The 16,031-nt window shown below is 46.9% G+C and carries 14 protein-coding genes; 11 read left to right on the forward strand and 3 right to left on the reverse strand.

The annotated features are described in order from the left end of the window. Nucleotides 1–24 precede the first annotated feature (24 nt). Entirely contained in the window at nucleotides 25–1,509 is a 1,485-nt protein-coding gene (locus VP504_RS20565; RefSeq protein ID WP_325895227.1) for an aldehyde dehydrogenase, read from the reverse strand. Between the two features lie 756 nt (nucleotides 1,510–2,265). Here VP504_RS20565 and VP504_RS20570 point away from each other — a divergent pair. The 10 genes from VP504_RS20570 (at nucleotide 2,266) to VP504_RS20615 (ending at nucleotide 12,875) form a co-directional block, all read left to right on the forward strand. Next, a complete protein-coding gene (locus tag VP504_RS20570; protein WP_062713274.1) occupies nucleotides 2,266–3,414 on the forward strand; it encodes an ABC transporter ATP-binding protein in 1,149 nt (382 codons plus the stop codon). Continuing rightward, nucleotides 3,414–4,346, forward strand: a complete 933-nt coding sequence (locus VP504_RS20575) for an ABC transporter permease (RefSeq protein ID WP_325895228.1) — start codon at nucleotides 3,414–3,416, stop codon at nucleotides 4,344–4,346. Before VP504_RS20570 ends, VP504_RS20575 begins: the two co-directional genes overlap by 1 nt. Beyond that, nucleotides 4,343–5,152, forward strand: coding sequence for an ABC transporter permease (locus tag VP504_RS20580; protein WP_325895229.1), 810 nt, complete (start codon nucleotides 4,343–4,345; stop codon nucleotides 5,150–5,152). The genes VP504_RS20575 and VP504_RS20580 overlap by 4 nt, the downstream gene beginning before the upstream one ends. 19 nt (nucleotides 5,153–5,171) lie before the next feature. Further along, nucleotides 5,172–6,206 carry an extracellular solute-binding protein gene (locus VP504_RS20585; RefSeq protein WP_062713269.1) on the forward strand — a complete coding sequence of 345 codons (1,035 nt, stop codon included), beginning with the start codon at nucleotides 5,172–5,174 and terminating at the stop codon, nucleotides 6,204–6,206. A gap of 59 nt (nucleotides 6,207–6,265) precedes the next feature. Continuing rightward, complete coding sequence (locus tag VP504_RS20590) at nucleotides 6,266–7,297, forward strand: histone deacetylase family protein (protein ID WP_062713267.1); 1,032 nt, start codon at nucleotides 6,266–6,268, stop codon at nucleotides 7,295–7,297. 443 nt (nucleotides 7,298–7,740) lie between these two features. Next, entirely contained in the window at nucleotides 7,741–9,015 is a 1,275-nt protein-coding gene (locus VP504_RS20595) for a flavin-containing monooxygenase (protein WP_062713265.1), read from the forward strand. Nucleotides 9,016–9,029: 14 nt separating this feature from the next. Next, nucleotides 9,030–9,443: a RidA family protein gene (locus VP504_RS20600; protein WP_325895230.1), complete on the forward strand. Its 414-nt coding sequence runs from the start codon at nucleotides 9,030–9,032 to the stop codon at nucleotides 9,441–9,443. 10 nt (nucleotides 9,444–9,453) lie between these two features. After that, nucleotides 9,454–10,125: a DUF1028 domain-containing protein gene (locus VP504_RS20605; RefSeq protein ID WP_325895231.1), complete on the forward strand. Its 672-nt coding sequence runs from the start codon at nucleotides 9,454–9,456 to the stop codon at nucleotides 10,123–10,125. Nucleotides 10,126–10,173: 48 nt separating this feature from the next. Next, the gene (gene argE, locus VP504_RS20610) at nucleotides 10,174–11,331 is read left to right on the forward strand and encodes an acetylornithine deacetylase (RefSeq protein ID WP_325895232.1); all 1,158 of its coding nucleotides are present in this window, start codon (nucleotides 10,174–10,176) and stop codon (nucleotides 11,329–11,331) included. A 149-nt stretch (nucleotides 11,332–11,480) separates the two neighbouring features. Then, the gene (locus VP504_RS20615; protein ID WP_325895233.1) at nucleotides 11,481–12,875 is read left to right on the forward strand and encodes an aminotransferase; all 1,395 of its coding nucleotides are present in this window, start codon (nucleotides 11,481–11,483) and stop codon (nucleotides 12,873–12,875) included. A 119-nt stretch (nucleotides 12,876–12,994) separates the two neighbouring features. Here the strand turns inward: VP504_RS20615 and VP504_RS20620 are convergent, their stop codons facing one another. Further along, a complete protein-coding gene (locus VP504_RS20620) occupies nucleotides 12,995–13,903 on the reverse strand; it encodes a LysR family transcriptional regulator (RefSeq protein WP_325895234.1) in 909 nt (302 codons plus the stop codon). A gap of 116 nt (nucleotides 13,904–14,019) precedes the next feature. Between VP504_RS20620 and VP504_RS20625 the strand changes: the two genes are divergently transcribed. Further along, on the forward strand, nucleotides 14,020–14,343 hold the full coding sequence (locus VP504_RS20625; protein WP_325895235.1) for an antibiotic biosynthesis monooxygenase family protein: 324 nt from the start codon (nucleotides 14,020–14,022) through the stop codon (nucleotides 14,341–14,343). A gap of 339 nt (nucleotides 14,344–14,682) precedes the next feature. On the opposite strand, the gene VP504_RS20630 is transcribed toward VP504_RS20625, so the two are convergent. Beyond that, nucleotides 14,683–15,957: a dicarboxylate/amino acid:cation symporter gene (locus VP504_RS20630; protein ID WP_325895236.1), complete on the reverse strand. Its 1,275-nt coding sequence runs from the start codon at nucleotides 15,955–15,957 to the stop codon at nucleotides 14,683–14,685. Nucleotides 15,958–16,031: the final 74 nt, after the last annotated feature.

Raw genomic sequence — 16,031 nt, forward strand, 5'->3', positions numbered from 1 at the left:
TTGCAGAGGCCTTCCTTCTTAGTATCAGGACAGCTTTATCCATGTGGTTTTTAGGTGTGTGAACTTGTCGATGGCGTGTAAGGAGAGGTCGCGACCAAAGCCTGACTGTTTGAAGCCACCAAAAGGCGTGCAGTAATCCAACGCATCAACCGTATTGACTGAGACAGTACCTGCTTGAATCCGTTTAGCGACTCTATGGGCCCGGTTTAAGTCTGTCGTCCAAACGGATGCTGCCAAACCGTAAATGGAATCGTTAGCTAGCTCAATTGCCTCTTCTTCAGTGTCAAAAGTGATAATAGCCGCAACAGGACCAAACACTTCTTCTCTGGCAATTTCCATGGAGGGGAGCACGTCATCAAATATCGTCGGTTCTATTTGAGCTTGGGAACTATCGCCTTTTCCGCCTGCAAGCAGGGTTGCGCCGTCCTCTTGTGCTCGTTCAATGTATCCCAGCACTTTGCTGGTGTGTTGTTGATCTATCAACACGCCCATCTCGGTGTCTGAGTCCAAAGGATCGCCGACTCTCATTGCATTGGCTTTTTCAACCAGTTTACTCACAAAAGCCGCTTTGATAGATCTCTCAACCAGTATCCTGGAATTGGCTGAGCAAACCTCTCCCTGATTGAAAAAGATCCCCATGGCAGCGGTGTTAACCGCGGATTCTAGGTCGCAATCAGCAAAAATGAGGTTGGGACTTTTACCTCCTGTTTCCGGCCAAACCTGTTTCATGTTGGATGCCGCCGAATACCCCAAAAACAACTTGCCGACTTCTGTCGAACCCGTGAAAGTGACACAGTCCACATCTGGGTGAAGACCCAATGCCTTACCCACGATATGACCATACCCAGTGACGACATTGAATACGCCGGCTGGAATACCTGCTTCTTTCGCAAGTTCGGCCAATCTGAGTGCAGTCAATGGTGATTGCTCGGCAGGTTTGAGTACCACGGAGTTGCCCGCCATCAAGGCTGGGGCAATTTTCCATGCGGTGATATCGAGTGGAAAGTTCCATGGTACGACGGCGGCAACAACGCCAACGGGCTCGCGTGTGATGGTGGCTAATGCGTTGCAGTCTGTGGGGGCGACTTCGCCATAAAGCTTATCTACTGCTTCGGCATACCACTCAATGCATCCAGCAGCACCGGGTATGTCAATGTTTAGGGCGTCTGCTACGGGTTTGCCGACATTGAGGCTTTCCAGCAATGCCAGCTCTTCCACGTTATCCATCATGAGGCCAGCCAGCTTTTTCAATACCGCTTTTCGATCACGAGGTGCCATGTTTGACCAAACTCCGGAGCGGAAACTGTCACTCGCTGCTCTCACTGCACGATCAACATCCGACGCTGTGCATGACGCGGTATCATTCAGTTTTTCTCCGGTGGCAGGGTTGATGGTCGAATACGTGCCTTTGTCACTGGCATCGGAAAACTCACCATTGATGAACGCTTTGGCGTGTAAATTGACCTTTGATTTGAGGTTAAGCCAGTATTCCCTGTCTTGCTTTGCCATTCCTTTTGTCCTCTCTATACCGTAACGAATTGCCGCTTTTAAGCCAGTAGCCTTAGTCAGAATATTGGAACGGGTATGACGTTGATGCAGCCTACTGATAGGAAACGGTCAATAATCTATTTCATCATCACAAGCGTTTTTTCCGGTTACTACTCAGCGTATAAAGCCAACTTGCATATGTAAAATAGTATTAATCTGCGCATTGCATTAATTTTATCTATACCCAAACAACCTTAAGATGCAGGATTCGGCGAGATTGACTGGCGTTGTGGTATTTGTCCGTTTACGCATGCCGATTACTCTAATTTAGTGGTTACTTCTGACACCTACCAACGAAACGATGTCACGGTTATTTTTGTTTACCTCATATATAGAAGCATCATCCTTTATAAAAGCGTGGATGAGCTTGCATAGGTTTTTTTAATTCATTTGTTAAGTTAATAATATTTTCACAATGCAAAGATTATTAATACTCTGAGATGGCATTAATCAAAAGTAGAAAAATAGAAAGGTTAAGGCGGAGAGAATTAACCGTGGTTATCGGCTTTGAATGTTTCCTGCACAACAGAAAAATGGTGTGCTTGAGCTACCACTGTCTCTAATTTTTACGCTGACTCCTGTTATTTCGATACATATTTACGATTTTTGAGACCATTAGCCTCTTCGGTAAATGACTATATTTTTGATTGAAAGCGACAACGGAAGTTTGCGCCTCACTTTTAAATAGGTTCAAGACCTGACAGGGAGTCAACGGGAATGGACAAAACTATCAGTCAAGACGTGCTGCAAAGCCCGTCTCAGTCAAAAGGCGCGGTGTCTACCCCGCCACGTATTGCGATAGAAATAAGAAATGCAGTCAAGCGCTATGGTCATGTTACCGCTTTAAAACAAATATCCATGTCGATTAAAGACAACGAATTTTTTACGTTACTTGGCCCTTCCGGGTGCGGGAAAACAACCCTCCTTAGAATGATTGCAGGTTTTGAAGGTACAACAGAAGGAGAAATCTTTCTGTTTGGGAGGGAAATAGAAGGCTTACCTCCTTTTCAGCGCCCAGTGAATACCGTTTTCCAGAATTACGCCCTGTTTCCTCACATGACGATACTCGACAATGTGGCTTTTGGTCCGGAAATGCGTGGATCAACAAAAAATGAAGCGAGAAAAAAAGCCTGTGAGATGCTGGATTTAGTTCAGCTCAGTCAGTTTGCCAATCGTAAGCCAGGCCAACTATCGGGTGGGCAGCAACAGCGTGTTGCACTGGCAAGAGCATTGGCTCCCAAACCTAAAGTGCTACTTCTTGATGAACCATTATCTGCACTCGATCTAAAGTTGCGAAAAGCCATGCAAATTGAGCTGAAGCATTTACAAAGGGAAACAGGAATAACGTTTATCTTTGTCACCCATGATCAAGAAGAGGCCTTGACGATGTCAGACCGCATCGCTGTGATGTCTGAGGGGGAGCTGCAACAGTTGGATGAGGCACGCGATATTTACGAGAAACCGAGAAATACGTTTGTCGCCAATTTTATTGGTGAAACCAACCTTTTGCCGATAACAATCGATGCTGTTCATAGCGGGGAGGCGCGTTGTCAGATTAGTCAACACCATACGCTTACGTGTGCCTGTGAGGGAGAGGTCAACATCGGTGACACGCTGCACGTTTCTATCCGCCCTGAACGCCTTTACCTATCCTCTAAACCCATCGAAACGGAGTGCCTCCAGGGACAAGTACAAGAGAACATGTTCATTGGCACAGATTTGTCGACACGTATCCGGCTCCCTGATGGTACCGACTTCACAGTGAGAACACCGAATTCAGAGCGCGGTAGAAAGTGTATCTTTTCTCCGGGAAGTGATGTTTTTGTCAATATGGAGCAGGGGGCTGCCCGCCTCCTGATTGACTGATGGCTGGTGGAAACGGCAGTGGCGGTGAAGTCGTCTCAAATACCTATCAAGAAGCGAGAATTTGGCTACTTCTTCCTGCGTGGTTGACCCTGACAGTTTTGGTGCTGACTCCTGTTTTCTTGATGTTGATTTACTCGTTTTTGACCAAAGAATTTCGGGGAGGCGTTAGCTGGGAATTTTCTCTGGCAGCGTACGATCAGTTCTTCTTTGATAGAGGCCTATTCGGCGATGAACCGCCGAGTATAGAGTGGACATACATCTCCATTTTCTGGCGTTCGATTTGGCAAGCGGGCGTTGCAACATTTTTCAGTCTTATTATTGGTTTTCCGACCGCCTATTTCATTGCGACAAGACCCGAACGCTACCGTCCTTTATGGGTATTTTTGATCACCATCCCGTATTGGGTGAACTTATTGATTCGCACCGTCTCAATGCGTTTTTTATTGCGTGACGAAGGCCCGATGAATGATTTCTTGCTTTGGTCGGGCATACTCGAGAGCCCGATTCGTCTGATCAACACCGATGTCGCGGTTCAAATCGGTCTTTTCTATTCCTACCTGCCGTTTATGGTACTGCCTATCTATGCGTCTATTGAGCGCTATAACTTTTCACTCAGTGAAGCGGCCGCTGACCTCTATGCCAGCAAATGGGCCATCTTGAGGCGTGTCCTTCTTCCTTCGGTCAAGGCCGGTGTTATCGCGGGTTCGATTCTGGTCTTTGTCCCGTCACTCGGGTCATTTCTTGCACCAGATCTGCTTGGTGGTGCGAAGAACTTTATGGTTGGTTCCTTGATAGAAGAGCAGTTCAAAGGTAACGCTGGGAACTGGCCTTTTGGTGCGGCGGCGTCGATGATTTTACTGAGTTTGGTGTTGCTGATCCTCCTGATATTTTCTTCACCCAAAAGAACAGGAAAGGAGGCTGGGCGCGAATGAAAAGTCGTCATTATGATATCAAGGCGTTCACCGGATTTATGCCCATTACACTGCTTTGTCTGGCTGTGCTTTATGCCCCTCTGATCATCGTCAGTATTTATAGCTTCAATGCGTCTGAGTCTATCGCTGTCTGGGAAGGTTTTTCTTTTCGCTGGTATCTGGATGTGTTCTCTGGGCCTGAAAGTGCGAAGTTTAAAGTTGCAGCAAGAAATAGCTTTCTGATCGCGATTATTGCGGCGACAACAGCAACAGCGATTGCTGTGTTTGCGGCAACAGCCATGGTGAGAAGTGGGGGATTCCGGCTTAGAAAATGGTCATTTGGCCTGATTTCCTTGCCTTTGATGGTGCCTGAAATTGTAACGGCTGTTGCCACGCTGATCTTCTTCAACAGTATCGGATTTGAACGTGGAATTCTGACCATCCTGGTGGCACACATTGCTTTTTGTATACCGTTTGCTTATTTACCAATTGCCGCACGTATGCAGGGAATCGAGTCAAGCTACGAGCAAGCTGCAATGGATCTCTACGCCACCCGTCGTCAGGCCTTTACCCGAATCTTACTTCCGTTGATGTCACCTGCGATCATTTCAGGTTTCTTATTGGCGTTCATCATTTCTCTCGATGATTTCATTATTACCAATTTCGTTAAAGGGGCGGGCGTAGAAACCCTCCCTACAGCAATTTTTGGTGCCGTTAAGCAAGGCATAAAACCGAACATCATGGCCATTTCAACCATGCTACTGGCATTTTCGGTAGTAATGGTCACCTTGTCGTATTTCGTCAGTAAAAAAGGCGAAAAATCCTAAACCGGAAAAGGAGAACATTATGTCGTACATCCTTAGATCCGCTCTGACTGCTGTCGCCATCATGGTGTCGGCAACTGGCGCACACGCCGCCGAAAAACTGGCTATTTATCATTGGTTCGAATACATCCCTCAATCGTTGCTTGATAAATTTTCGCAGGAGACGGGTATCGAGGTGGTGATGGATACCTACGACTCTAATGAGTCTATGCTGGCGACATTGAAGGCGGGAGCATTGGGTACTTATGACATCGCGGTACCAACAGACTATATGGTGTCGATTTTGTTGAGCGAAGGTATGTTGGATGAAATTGCCGAGGGGGAAAGGAAGAATCTTGGTAATGTTAAAGCCCAATTTGCGGATCCTGCATACGATCCGGGTTTGAAACACTCAATTCCTTACCAGTGGGGAACCACTAGCTTTGCCGTTGATACCGCAGTGTATCCAGGAGACATCAATACCACTGATATCATCTTTAACCCGCCTGAGATGCTTAAAGGCAGGATCAATATGATAGACAGTCAAGGGGAAGTGCTGGCATTGGCGGCCTTACATATGGGTATACCGCAATGCATCCAAGACAGAGAAAAGCTCAAGGCTCTAAATGCAATGTTACAAACGGCCAAACCTTACTGGGCATCTTTTAACTCTGATACCGCAAAAGAAGTACTGGCTTCCGGAGATGTTGCAGTGGGTATGATATTCAACGGTTATGCTGCTAAAGCGCGCGGTGCAAGACCGTCGCTACAATATGCTTTTCCGAAAGAAGGCTACGTATTGTGGATGGATAGCGTCGTCTTGCTGAAAGATGCACCAAACCGTGACAACGCCATAAAGTTCATGGACTTTTTGCTTAAGCCAGAAAACATTGCACAGGTGTCGAACTTTGCGCGATATGGCCAGGCTCTGTCTGGTGCCGAACCTTATCTGGACAAAGCGTTGACTGAGGAACCGGAGTCCAACCCTCCTGAAAATGGTAACGGAGTGTTTGTTCAAGCGTGTGATGCGCAAACCCAGACTGTCTATGATCGTATGTGGACGAATCTACGCAAATAAGTCCTTGGCGGGAGTTTCCTCCTGCCAATGACATGAATGTTGTCAGGGAGAAGGAAAAGATGGAATCAATTTTTTCTGAAAAACATATCCTCAGAAATGCCAAAACAGAACTATCGGGCGGGTTGCTAGTTGAGCCTTATGAGCGGCCCAGCCGGGCAGAATATATTGTCAACCGTATCCGGGATACCCAGCTAGGGAACGTCATTTCGCCGGGTGATTATGGTATGTCGCCGATTCGGGCGATTCACTCTGCTGATTTTGTCGAATTTCTTCAAACCGCATGGGTGAGGTGGAAAGAGGCAGGTTTCGAAGGAGAGGCAATTCCATCCGTATGGCCTGCAGGACAACTCCAGACGGTCAGACCCCGTTTTATTGAAGGGCAACTCGGTTATTATGCACTTGCGGGTGAAACCAGCCTGAGTGAAGGAACGTGGGAAGCTGCTTATGAGAGTGCGCAGGTTGCGCTGTCGGGTATTGATAAACTCCTTTCAAACGAGAGCCGGGGGATCTTTTCACTGTGCCGTCCTCCGGGTCACCATGCCACCGCCAACCGATATGGTGGATATTGCTTTTTAAACAACGTCGCTATTGCTGCTCAATACTGCCGTGACAACGGATCACAGCGAGTCGCTATTCTTGATATCGATTTTCACCACGGCAACGGCACACAAGAGATTTTTTATGATCGAGATGATGTGCTGTTTGTTTCTCTCCATGGCGATCCTTTGGATACGTTTCCCTTTTTCTGGGGCCACGAAAAAGAGCAGGGTAGAGGATCAGGAACGGGGTATACCGTCAACTATCCGATGCCACCTGGGACTGGCTTTGCGTCGTGGCGAGAATCATTGGCGAAAGCGTTGGAGAAAATTGCAGCATTCAATGCCGATGTGCTACTCGTTTCTCTCGGCGTAGATACCTTTGAAAATGATCCCATCAGCTTTTTTAAACTCAAGAGTGATGATTATCTGGTGGTTGGTAGAGATATTGCTGAATTGGGCATTAAAACGCAATTTGTCATGGAAGGTGGCTATGATGTGGAGGAAATCGGTATCAATGTCGTTAATGTATTAGCTGGCTTTGACTCGCGATAAAAAATATACAGAAATTTTTCTGTTAAGTCATATTTGAATGAATCGAGACTGGCATAATTTCATTGTAGTCACGTAAAGCTTTTGATACTTGATTTTATTGCGTCAATTCTCCTGAACTTGGCGGTGAAACTCATAGAGTTTTACCGCCATTTTTCTATTATTTCAACACTGGTGTTTGAATAGTTTTTTTTAATGCTTTTCTTAGGTTAATAATATTTTACCGATACAGATAATCACCCTAACCTGTCTCTAATCTTTCTTTTCAATCGTTGAAAATTGTTAAAAACCACGCTCGGTTTCACTTATTTCAAATAACAAGGAAGGACGTTACTAAATACCATTCTCCAGGCTTTTCAACTGTGAAGAGTCAGAGAGTAGGGGTAATTAAACGCCCTCTGAACACGTTTCATTTATCAGGCTTATGAAGGCGCGAAGGACTGGAAATGGCAAACAAGATCATCGAAATTGATACTCTCGTTGTGGGTGCAGGCCAAGCCGGTGTGGCGATCAGCGAACACCTTACAGCACATGGTGTTCCGCACATAGTGCTTGAACGGGACAGAATCGCAGAGCGATGGCGCTCGGCCCGTTGGGATTCATTGGTTGCAAACGGCCCTGCATGGCATGATCGCTTTCCTGGTATGGAATTCGCTGAGTTTGGCGATCATGAATTCGTGCCTAAGGACAAAATTGCGGAGTATTTCGAGCAATACGCAAAACGTTTTGATGCCCCGATCGAAACAGGCGTTAATGTCACCAAGGTTTCTCGTCATGAAGGTAAGCCGGGCTTTCGGGTGACCACTTCAACACACCACTATGATGCTCGCAGTGTGGTAGCAGCGACAGGCCCATTTCAATTGCCGTCTCTGCCACCTATAGCCCCCTCAAATCCCGCTGTGTTTCAGATTCATTCTTCGCAATACCGTAACCCTGAACAATTGCCTGAAGGAGCGGTACTCGTGGTGGGTGCAGGGTCATCCGGTACCCAAATTGCCGACGAGCTGCAGCAGCAGGGGCGTAAAGTTTTTCTCTCTGTTGGCGCTCATGACAGGCCCCCGCGCTCATACCGGGGGAGGGATTTCGTTTGGTGGCTTGGTGTGCTGGGCAAATGGGATATTCAAACCGTAAAGCCGGGTACGGAGCACACCACCATTGCGGTAACGGGCAGTCGAGGAATTAAGGGGACTGTTGATTTTAGAGCCCTGGCACATCAAGGCGTGACGTTAGTCGGACTAACGGACAGCTTTGAGCACGATACGGTGACATTTCGGGATGATCTGGTGACCAATATTCAGCGGGGTGATCATGACTACCTTGCGTTGCTTGATGCGGCTGATGATTACATCGAGAAAAACGGACTCGATTTTCCCTTGGAGCCAGAGGCCAGAGAGATACCTCATGACCCACATTGTTTAACGCATCCGATTCGATCCCTGAGCCTGGAGCAAGAGAAGATCAGCACGGTGATTTGGGCGACAGGATATACACAAGACTACTCTTGGCTTGATGTTGATGCCTTTGATGAGCAGGGGCGTCCCGCACATCAACGCGGAATATCAAAACATCCCGGTATCTATTTTATTGGCCTGCCCTGGCTCTCTAGCCGTGGTTCCTCCTTTATCTGGGGGGTATGGCACGATGCCCGATTTATCGCTGACCATATTGCTACCCAACGCAAATATCTTACTCAAGGCGATCTTTCAAAACGTCAGTGCTAATCATGGAGCATTCAATGACCACTCATATTCGAATAAGAAAGTTCAATACCAAGGAAACCTACCCCAATCAGAAATTGGATAACGATCTGTGTCAGGCTGTCCGCGCGGGAAACACCATCTATGTTCGTGGTCAGGTCGGCACTGATTTCGATGGCAAATTGGTCGGGCTTGGTGACCCAGCAGCCCAAGCTGAACAGGCCATGAAAAATGTCAAACAGCTTCTGGAAGAAGCTGGCTCTGACATGTCCCATATAGTGAAAACCACGACTTACATTACAGATCCTAGGTATCGCGAGGCTGTTTACCACGTTACAGGTAAATGGCTAAAAGGTGTGTTCCCCATTTCGACAGGATTGGTGGTACAGGGACTGGGCCAGCCTGAGTGGTTAATGGAAATAGATGTAATAGCTGTTGTGCCAGACGAATAAGGAGCATGAAATGACATTTTCCATCGCAGCTGTTTGTCGAGAGAGCCAAATGGCAGGGTGCGCGATAGCATCTTCAAGTATTTGTGTCGCCAGTCGATGTGCCTTTGTTAGAAGTGGTGTGGGCGTAGCGCTCAGTCAAAATATCACGGATCCCGCCCTTGGCGCTCTGTTGCTTCAGCGCATCGCAGAAGGAGAAGAACCAGCTACAGCGGTTGGCTTTCTTGCTGGGAATCAGGCGAATATTGAATGGCGGCAGATTGGGGCGATTAACCTTGCTGGTCAAGGCGCTCTTTTTACAGGAGACCGGGCATTGGGTATTCATGCCTCATCTCAAGGGGAAGATTGTATCGCGATGGGGAACCTATTGGATAACCCTGATGTGCCACTGGCAATGACGACAAGTTTTCAACAGTCAACGGGTGCGTTGGCTGAGCGACTGATGAAGGCATTGGAAGCAGGGCTGAGTGCGGGGGGAGAGAAAGGTCCCGTATACTCTGCAGGCTTGTTGGTTACTGCACAACATGAATGGCCTGTGGTGAATCTTCGCGTGGATTGGCATATTTCCCCGATCACTGAACTCAGGATGCTGTGGCAACAATATGAGCCTCAGATGCAGGCATACATCACACGAGCACATGATCCACAGAATGCTGAGTCCTACGGTGTGCCGGGTGATGAGTAAAGTGCGAACTTCCAAAAGGTCAAACAGTATCAATAGGGGGCGTGAGAAATGACCCGAGCGACAACCACTTCACTACTTGAGCGCCTGATCGCCTTTGATACGACCAGTTGCCATGCCAATCTCTCCATGATCCACTTCATCAAACAGTATCTCGAAGACTACGGAGTCGCATCAAAACTTGTATTTGATGATACGGGCAGAAAGGCCAATCTATACGCCATTATTGGACCACAAGATAAAACGGGCGTCATGCTATCAGGACACACAGATACTGTGCCCGTAGACGGTCAGGTGTGGACCAAACCTGCATTTACGCTTACGCAAGATGGTGACAGGTTTTACGGTCGTGGTACTGCAGATATGAAAGGCTTTCTGGCAGTAGTGCTTCAAGCGGTTCCCGCGATGGTGCAAAGAAAGTTACGGCTGCCGGTACACCTAGCCTTCTCTTATGATGAGGAAATTGGTTGTATCGGGGTTAGAAGGTTGATCGATGTGATGAACCAACAACCCTCTCAGCCTCTGTGTTGCATTATTGGAGAGCCGACATCCATGGATGTTGTGACTGCGCACAAAGGGAAAGTGGCGTTAGCCGTGACGGTCCATGGAAAAGCTTGCCACTCTGGCCTTGCACCTTTGGGGGTTAATGCTATTTCCTATGCTGCGAGACTGATTAACTGGCTCGACAATAAGGCATCGGATAAACAAAACAACGGCCCTTTCGAAGAGGGATATGACATTCCATTTACTACAGTGCATGTCGGTAAGCTATCGGGCGGGGTAGCGCTAAACATCGTGCCCGACCACTGTTCTTTTTCCTTTGAAATCCGATATATCAACGGTGATAACCCCCACCAAATTATCGATGACTTTATGGGTTATGCAGATGAACTGATGCGGGAAATGCACCTTGTAGACCCCACTTGCAAAATAGACACCAAAATTGTGACTGAGTATCCAGGACTCAAAACAACGGATCGCTCCAACATCATTGAGTTTGTCCAACGGTTGGCGGGGAAAAATACGATGCACAAGGTTAATTTTGGTACTGAAGGCGGGCTTTTTGACACTCGGCTTCATATACCCACCGTGGTTTGTGGTCCGGGAAGTATGCAGCAGGGTCACAAGCCGGATGAGTTCATCACTCAACGTCAATTAGAAGACTGCGAGCTATTTATAGACCGCCTTCTTGACGAGTTGACTGAGTAAACAGCGCAATCGCCAATTGCAACAATTACATCAGTTTTTTTAATGCAAAGCTTAGCGAAAAAATATTTTATCAATAATTCACCACAGCCTAACCTGAACTGATACAAGCCGTCATAGCAGGGAATGAAATAAGCAGGAGAAAGCTCGATATGTCCGATTCAAAGAACCCAGAGATGCAGAATATCTGGCAACAAGATAAAGACCACTATATCCATCCATGGACGGATTTTTCGACCTTTCATGAGACAGGATCGATGGTACTCGCTGACAGTGATAATGCGCATGTCATAGATTTTGAAGGCCGATCTTATTTAGATGGAATAGGCGGTTTGTGGTGCGTAAATATTGGATATGCCAGAGAAGAAATGGCGGAAGCCATTGCTGATCAAGTTCGTAAAATACCCTATTACTCCTGCTTTGGTCATCATACAACTATTCCTGCCGCTAAACTCGCCGCCAAACTTGCTGAGTTGGCCCCGGGAAACCTCAACCATGTCTTTTATGGTTGTGGTGGCTCAGTGGCGAATGACACCGCGGTGAGATTGATTCATTTCTATTTTAACCAACTCGGTAAGCGCTCGAAAAAGAAAATAATTTCTCGAATAGATGGCTACCATGGCAGTACTTACATGGCGATGTCAATTACAGGCGTACAAGCTGACCACATTGGTTTTGATATACACGAAGAATTGGTTCATCACATATCCTGTCCTAACCCATATCGACGACCAGAAGGCCAAACGCTTGAAGACTTTTGCGATGAAAAAGTGAAAGAGCTTGAAGACAAAATCATTGAACTGGGACCTGACAACGTGGCGGCATTTTTTGCAGAGCCCATTATGGGGGCAGGTGGTGTCATTGTACCGCCTCCTGGCTACCACAAACGCACGTTAGAAATTTGCCGGAAATACGATGTGAAGTATGTTTCCGATGAGGTGGTCACGGCGTTCGGGCGCTTAGGGCACATGTTTGCCTCTGAGAAGGAATTTGAAATAGTACCTGACGTCATTACGTGTGCAAAGGGACTGACTTCTGGCTATCTGCCACTGGGAGCCACTATTCTATCTGACGATATATATGAGGTGATAAGCAAACCTCAGGCCGAGGGAGCAATATTCACCCATGGATTTACCTACTCTGGCCACCCGGTTAGCTGTGCAGCAGGGTTAAAGAATATTGAGATTATGGAGAGAGAGGACCTCTGTGGCAGAGTTCAGGACCTTGGGGCATATTTTGAAGAGCAATTGAAGTCCTTGTGTGACTTACCCATTGTTGGAGATGTTCGTGGTCGTAAATACATGATGTGCATAGAAAATGTTGCAGATAAGGAGACTAAGGCATTACTAGATGGAAAAGCGAGAGTGGGTAACCGAATTGCAGATCATTGTCAGCGTAGAGGGTTAATTGTACGACCACTGGGACATATGAATGTGCTGTCACCGCCTCTAACGCTTAGTAAAGAACATATCGATTTCCTTGTTGCGACGCTACGGGAAAGTATTGAAGCGACGACTGAAGACTTGAAAAACGATGGGTATCTCTAACATATATCGTGCTTTCTTTGCTCAAAAGACACGGATTTATTTGGCTGCGTAAGCAGCCAAAATTTTGGAACAACAAAATTGCTTTCATCAATGTATATACCCAAACAGCCTTGGCTTTTTTATCTAGAGCGCTGTTTGTGATGAGACTGGGCGACGTTGATAAAACCCTGGACGTGAGGTTGGAGTTTTGAGCCTTTTCGCCAAACCACACCAATACGGATAACCGGCAGCGAGCCCGATATGTCTCGTGATTCAATGCGATCACCATCCAGCGACCAAGGCCGGTAAACCATATCCGGTAATAAAGTGACTCCTGCACCAGTAGCAACCATATTACGGACGGCTTCAACGGAGCGGGTACGGAATACGATGTCTGGGCGGGTATTTAATGCACTCAACAATTTGTGTGTCGTGGCTTCTATTTCCTCTATATTAAGCATCACCAAGGGTTCATCCGAAATATCGTCGAGTGAGATAGAGTCGCTGGTGGTTAGCCTGTGCCCAATAGGTAGCCAGAGCCGGTACGGAGAAACATCCAATGTTTCTGCATCGAGCGCCATGAGATCTTGCCCCTCGTCTAAAAGGATAACGGCGGCATCCAACTCCCCTCCAATCAAAAGGTGCTCCAGATATTCGCTGTTATCTTCGATAACAGCGATCTTCACATAAGGATAAGCACGTTTATAACGTGAAAGAATATCAGCCAATACATAGCCTGAAACCAAGGCGGTCACGCCAATATTAAGTTCTCCCTTGGACATGGAACTCTCGGGAGAAAGAGATAAGCGCGCATCGGACACTTGCCCGAGGATTGTTTTGGCATGCCGGAGGAAATGATGACCATTCCGGGTGATATTCAGTCCCCTTGGATGACGCTCAAACAAAAGTACCCCGAGATCAGCCTCGAGGTCTTTTATCGCGTCCGTTATTGCGGACTGGGAGATAGAAAGTAACTGGGCGGCATGGGACATACTGCCCTGCTCAGCAGTAGCGACGAAGTACTGCAATTGTCGCAATGTAAAAGCCAAAAGTGATTAATCCATTGAAATGACTCTTCTGATTGTAGAGCATTGAAATGTATTTGTAGTTATCCCAAAGACTTGGATAACTTCCTATAAAGAATGGAGCGAAGGAGAGAATGATCATGTCTGACATTGCAAACACCCCGGAGCCACCCTACTACGCAGTGATATTCACCAATCACCGAACAGAGATCGACGAAGGCTATGAAGAAATGGCTGAGCGAATGGTTGAGTTAGCGACTGAGCAACCGGGTTTTCTGGGCATTGAATCGGTCAGGGAGGGATTAGGTATTACTGTCTCGTACTGGAAAGACCTCGAATCCATCAAGCAATGGAAAGCAAATATGGAGCATGTAGAAGCCCAGAAAATGGGGCGAAAAAAATGGTATGCGGCCTTTACAACGCGAATTGCCAAGGTTGAGAAGGAGTACAGTCTGTTAGACTAAAAATGTTAGCCAAATAAGACTGTTATGGTCGAATGTATAAGATAGATAAATTTTTAACTTGGCTTTCTCAAAAAAGAACCACTGAGTTAAAAGTAAAGACGTACGTTGACCTTATGTATCTTATCCACAAATACTGTGAATAAAAAAACATCAGTAGCAAATAAAAAACAAGTGAAAGTTAAATGCGTATAGTTGCGCAAGGCCTATTTCGTCTATTTGAAGGTGTTTAGTGTATTGGGCTGTAAAAAGTTTGTTTGGCCATCGGCATGTCCGGATTAAGAAAAATACATGCATAATCATTCAGGTTTATATCCATGATAGGCATACCGATGGCAGTTATTAAATGGCGTGATGGGTTAGCTGATGACTTGTCCCTTCCTCCTGTTGCCACTTGTCTATCACTACCGCCGCAATCAGATCCCCTTCAACGTTAACAGCGGTTCTGAAGGTATCCAGTGGGCGTTCAATCAGCAATAGTATGGCAATCGCTTCAAGGGGAATACCCGCCGCCAGCAGTACCATCTGCATACCAGACATAGAACCTGAAGGCATTCCTGGCGCGCCAATGGAAGACACCATGGCCATGATGAAGATCATCACCAATCCTGAGGTTGTCAGATCGACACCAAAGAGCTGAGCAAGAAAAATCGCAGCTACCCCTTCAAACAGTGCTGTGCCATCCATGTTCATGACAGAGCCAAGAGGTAAAACCATACTGCTGGTCGTTTGAGATACCCCAAGCTCCTGCTCTGCAGTCTGCATCGAAAGGGGCAGGGTTGCAGAGCTAGAGGAAGTCGCGAATGCCATGGCCATTGGTGCAGACAATGCCTTAAAGAGACGCTTGAAACTTATTCCGGTGATGAACTTGGCAATACCCGGCAACACTATGGCGCCGTGGATCAGGGTGAGCGTAAACACCAATACGGCAAACAGGGCCAATTGTTTGAACAGCAAACTACTGCCGGAGACAGAAAATTCAAAAACGATGGAAAAAACGGCCAATGGAGCGAGCTTGATGATACCGCTGACGATTTTATTCGCGCCTTTGTTTAACCCATTGATCACCTCAAATAACGAATGTTTCTCAGGTAGTGTCGACACTAAGGCCAGACCGAGCATGAATGAGAACAAGACAATCGCGAGAAGGTTACCTTCGGACAAGGCTTGTATTGGGTTGATAAGTGCCATCGAGAATAGTTTTTCTGCAATCGCCCCACCATTGGCGGCTTCAGCGCTAATCAATGTGACCTCTTCGCCCACTGGCACAATCGATGTCAGTGGCTCCCATGGTGGGAGCAGTAACGACGCACCCAGCCCGAGGCTGATAGCAATGAAAGAGGTAAAGCTATAAAACAGTATCGTGGTTCGGCCTATCTTTTTTAATCGCATTGTTGAGCCAATACTGGTGATACCTTGCAGCAGTGACAGCATCACAACAATGCCTACCACCATTTTGAGCAAACCCAGATAAGTGGTTTTACCCAGTGCGATCAATTGATACCAGCTTTGTTGAGCGACCTGATCGTCAATGGAGAAGAGGCGGGTTATGGCCCAAGCTGAGAAAGCGGCAAACGCTAGCTGTAAAGGGAGAGACTGACGAAGTTTAGTCCACATTGTTGTTATTCCGAAAATTCTCAGCACGCTGGAAAACTGAGCTGAAAAAGCAAGCGATAAGACACTGAGAGGTG

The sequence above is a fragment of the Grimontia sp. NTOU-MAR1 genome (genome assembly GCF_035758505.1).
In the GTDB taxonomy this organism is placed as follows: Bacteria; Pseudomonadota; Gammaproteobacteria; order Enterobacterales; family Vibrionaceae; genus Enterovibrio; species Enterovibrio marinus.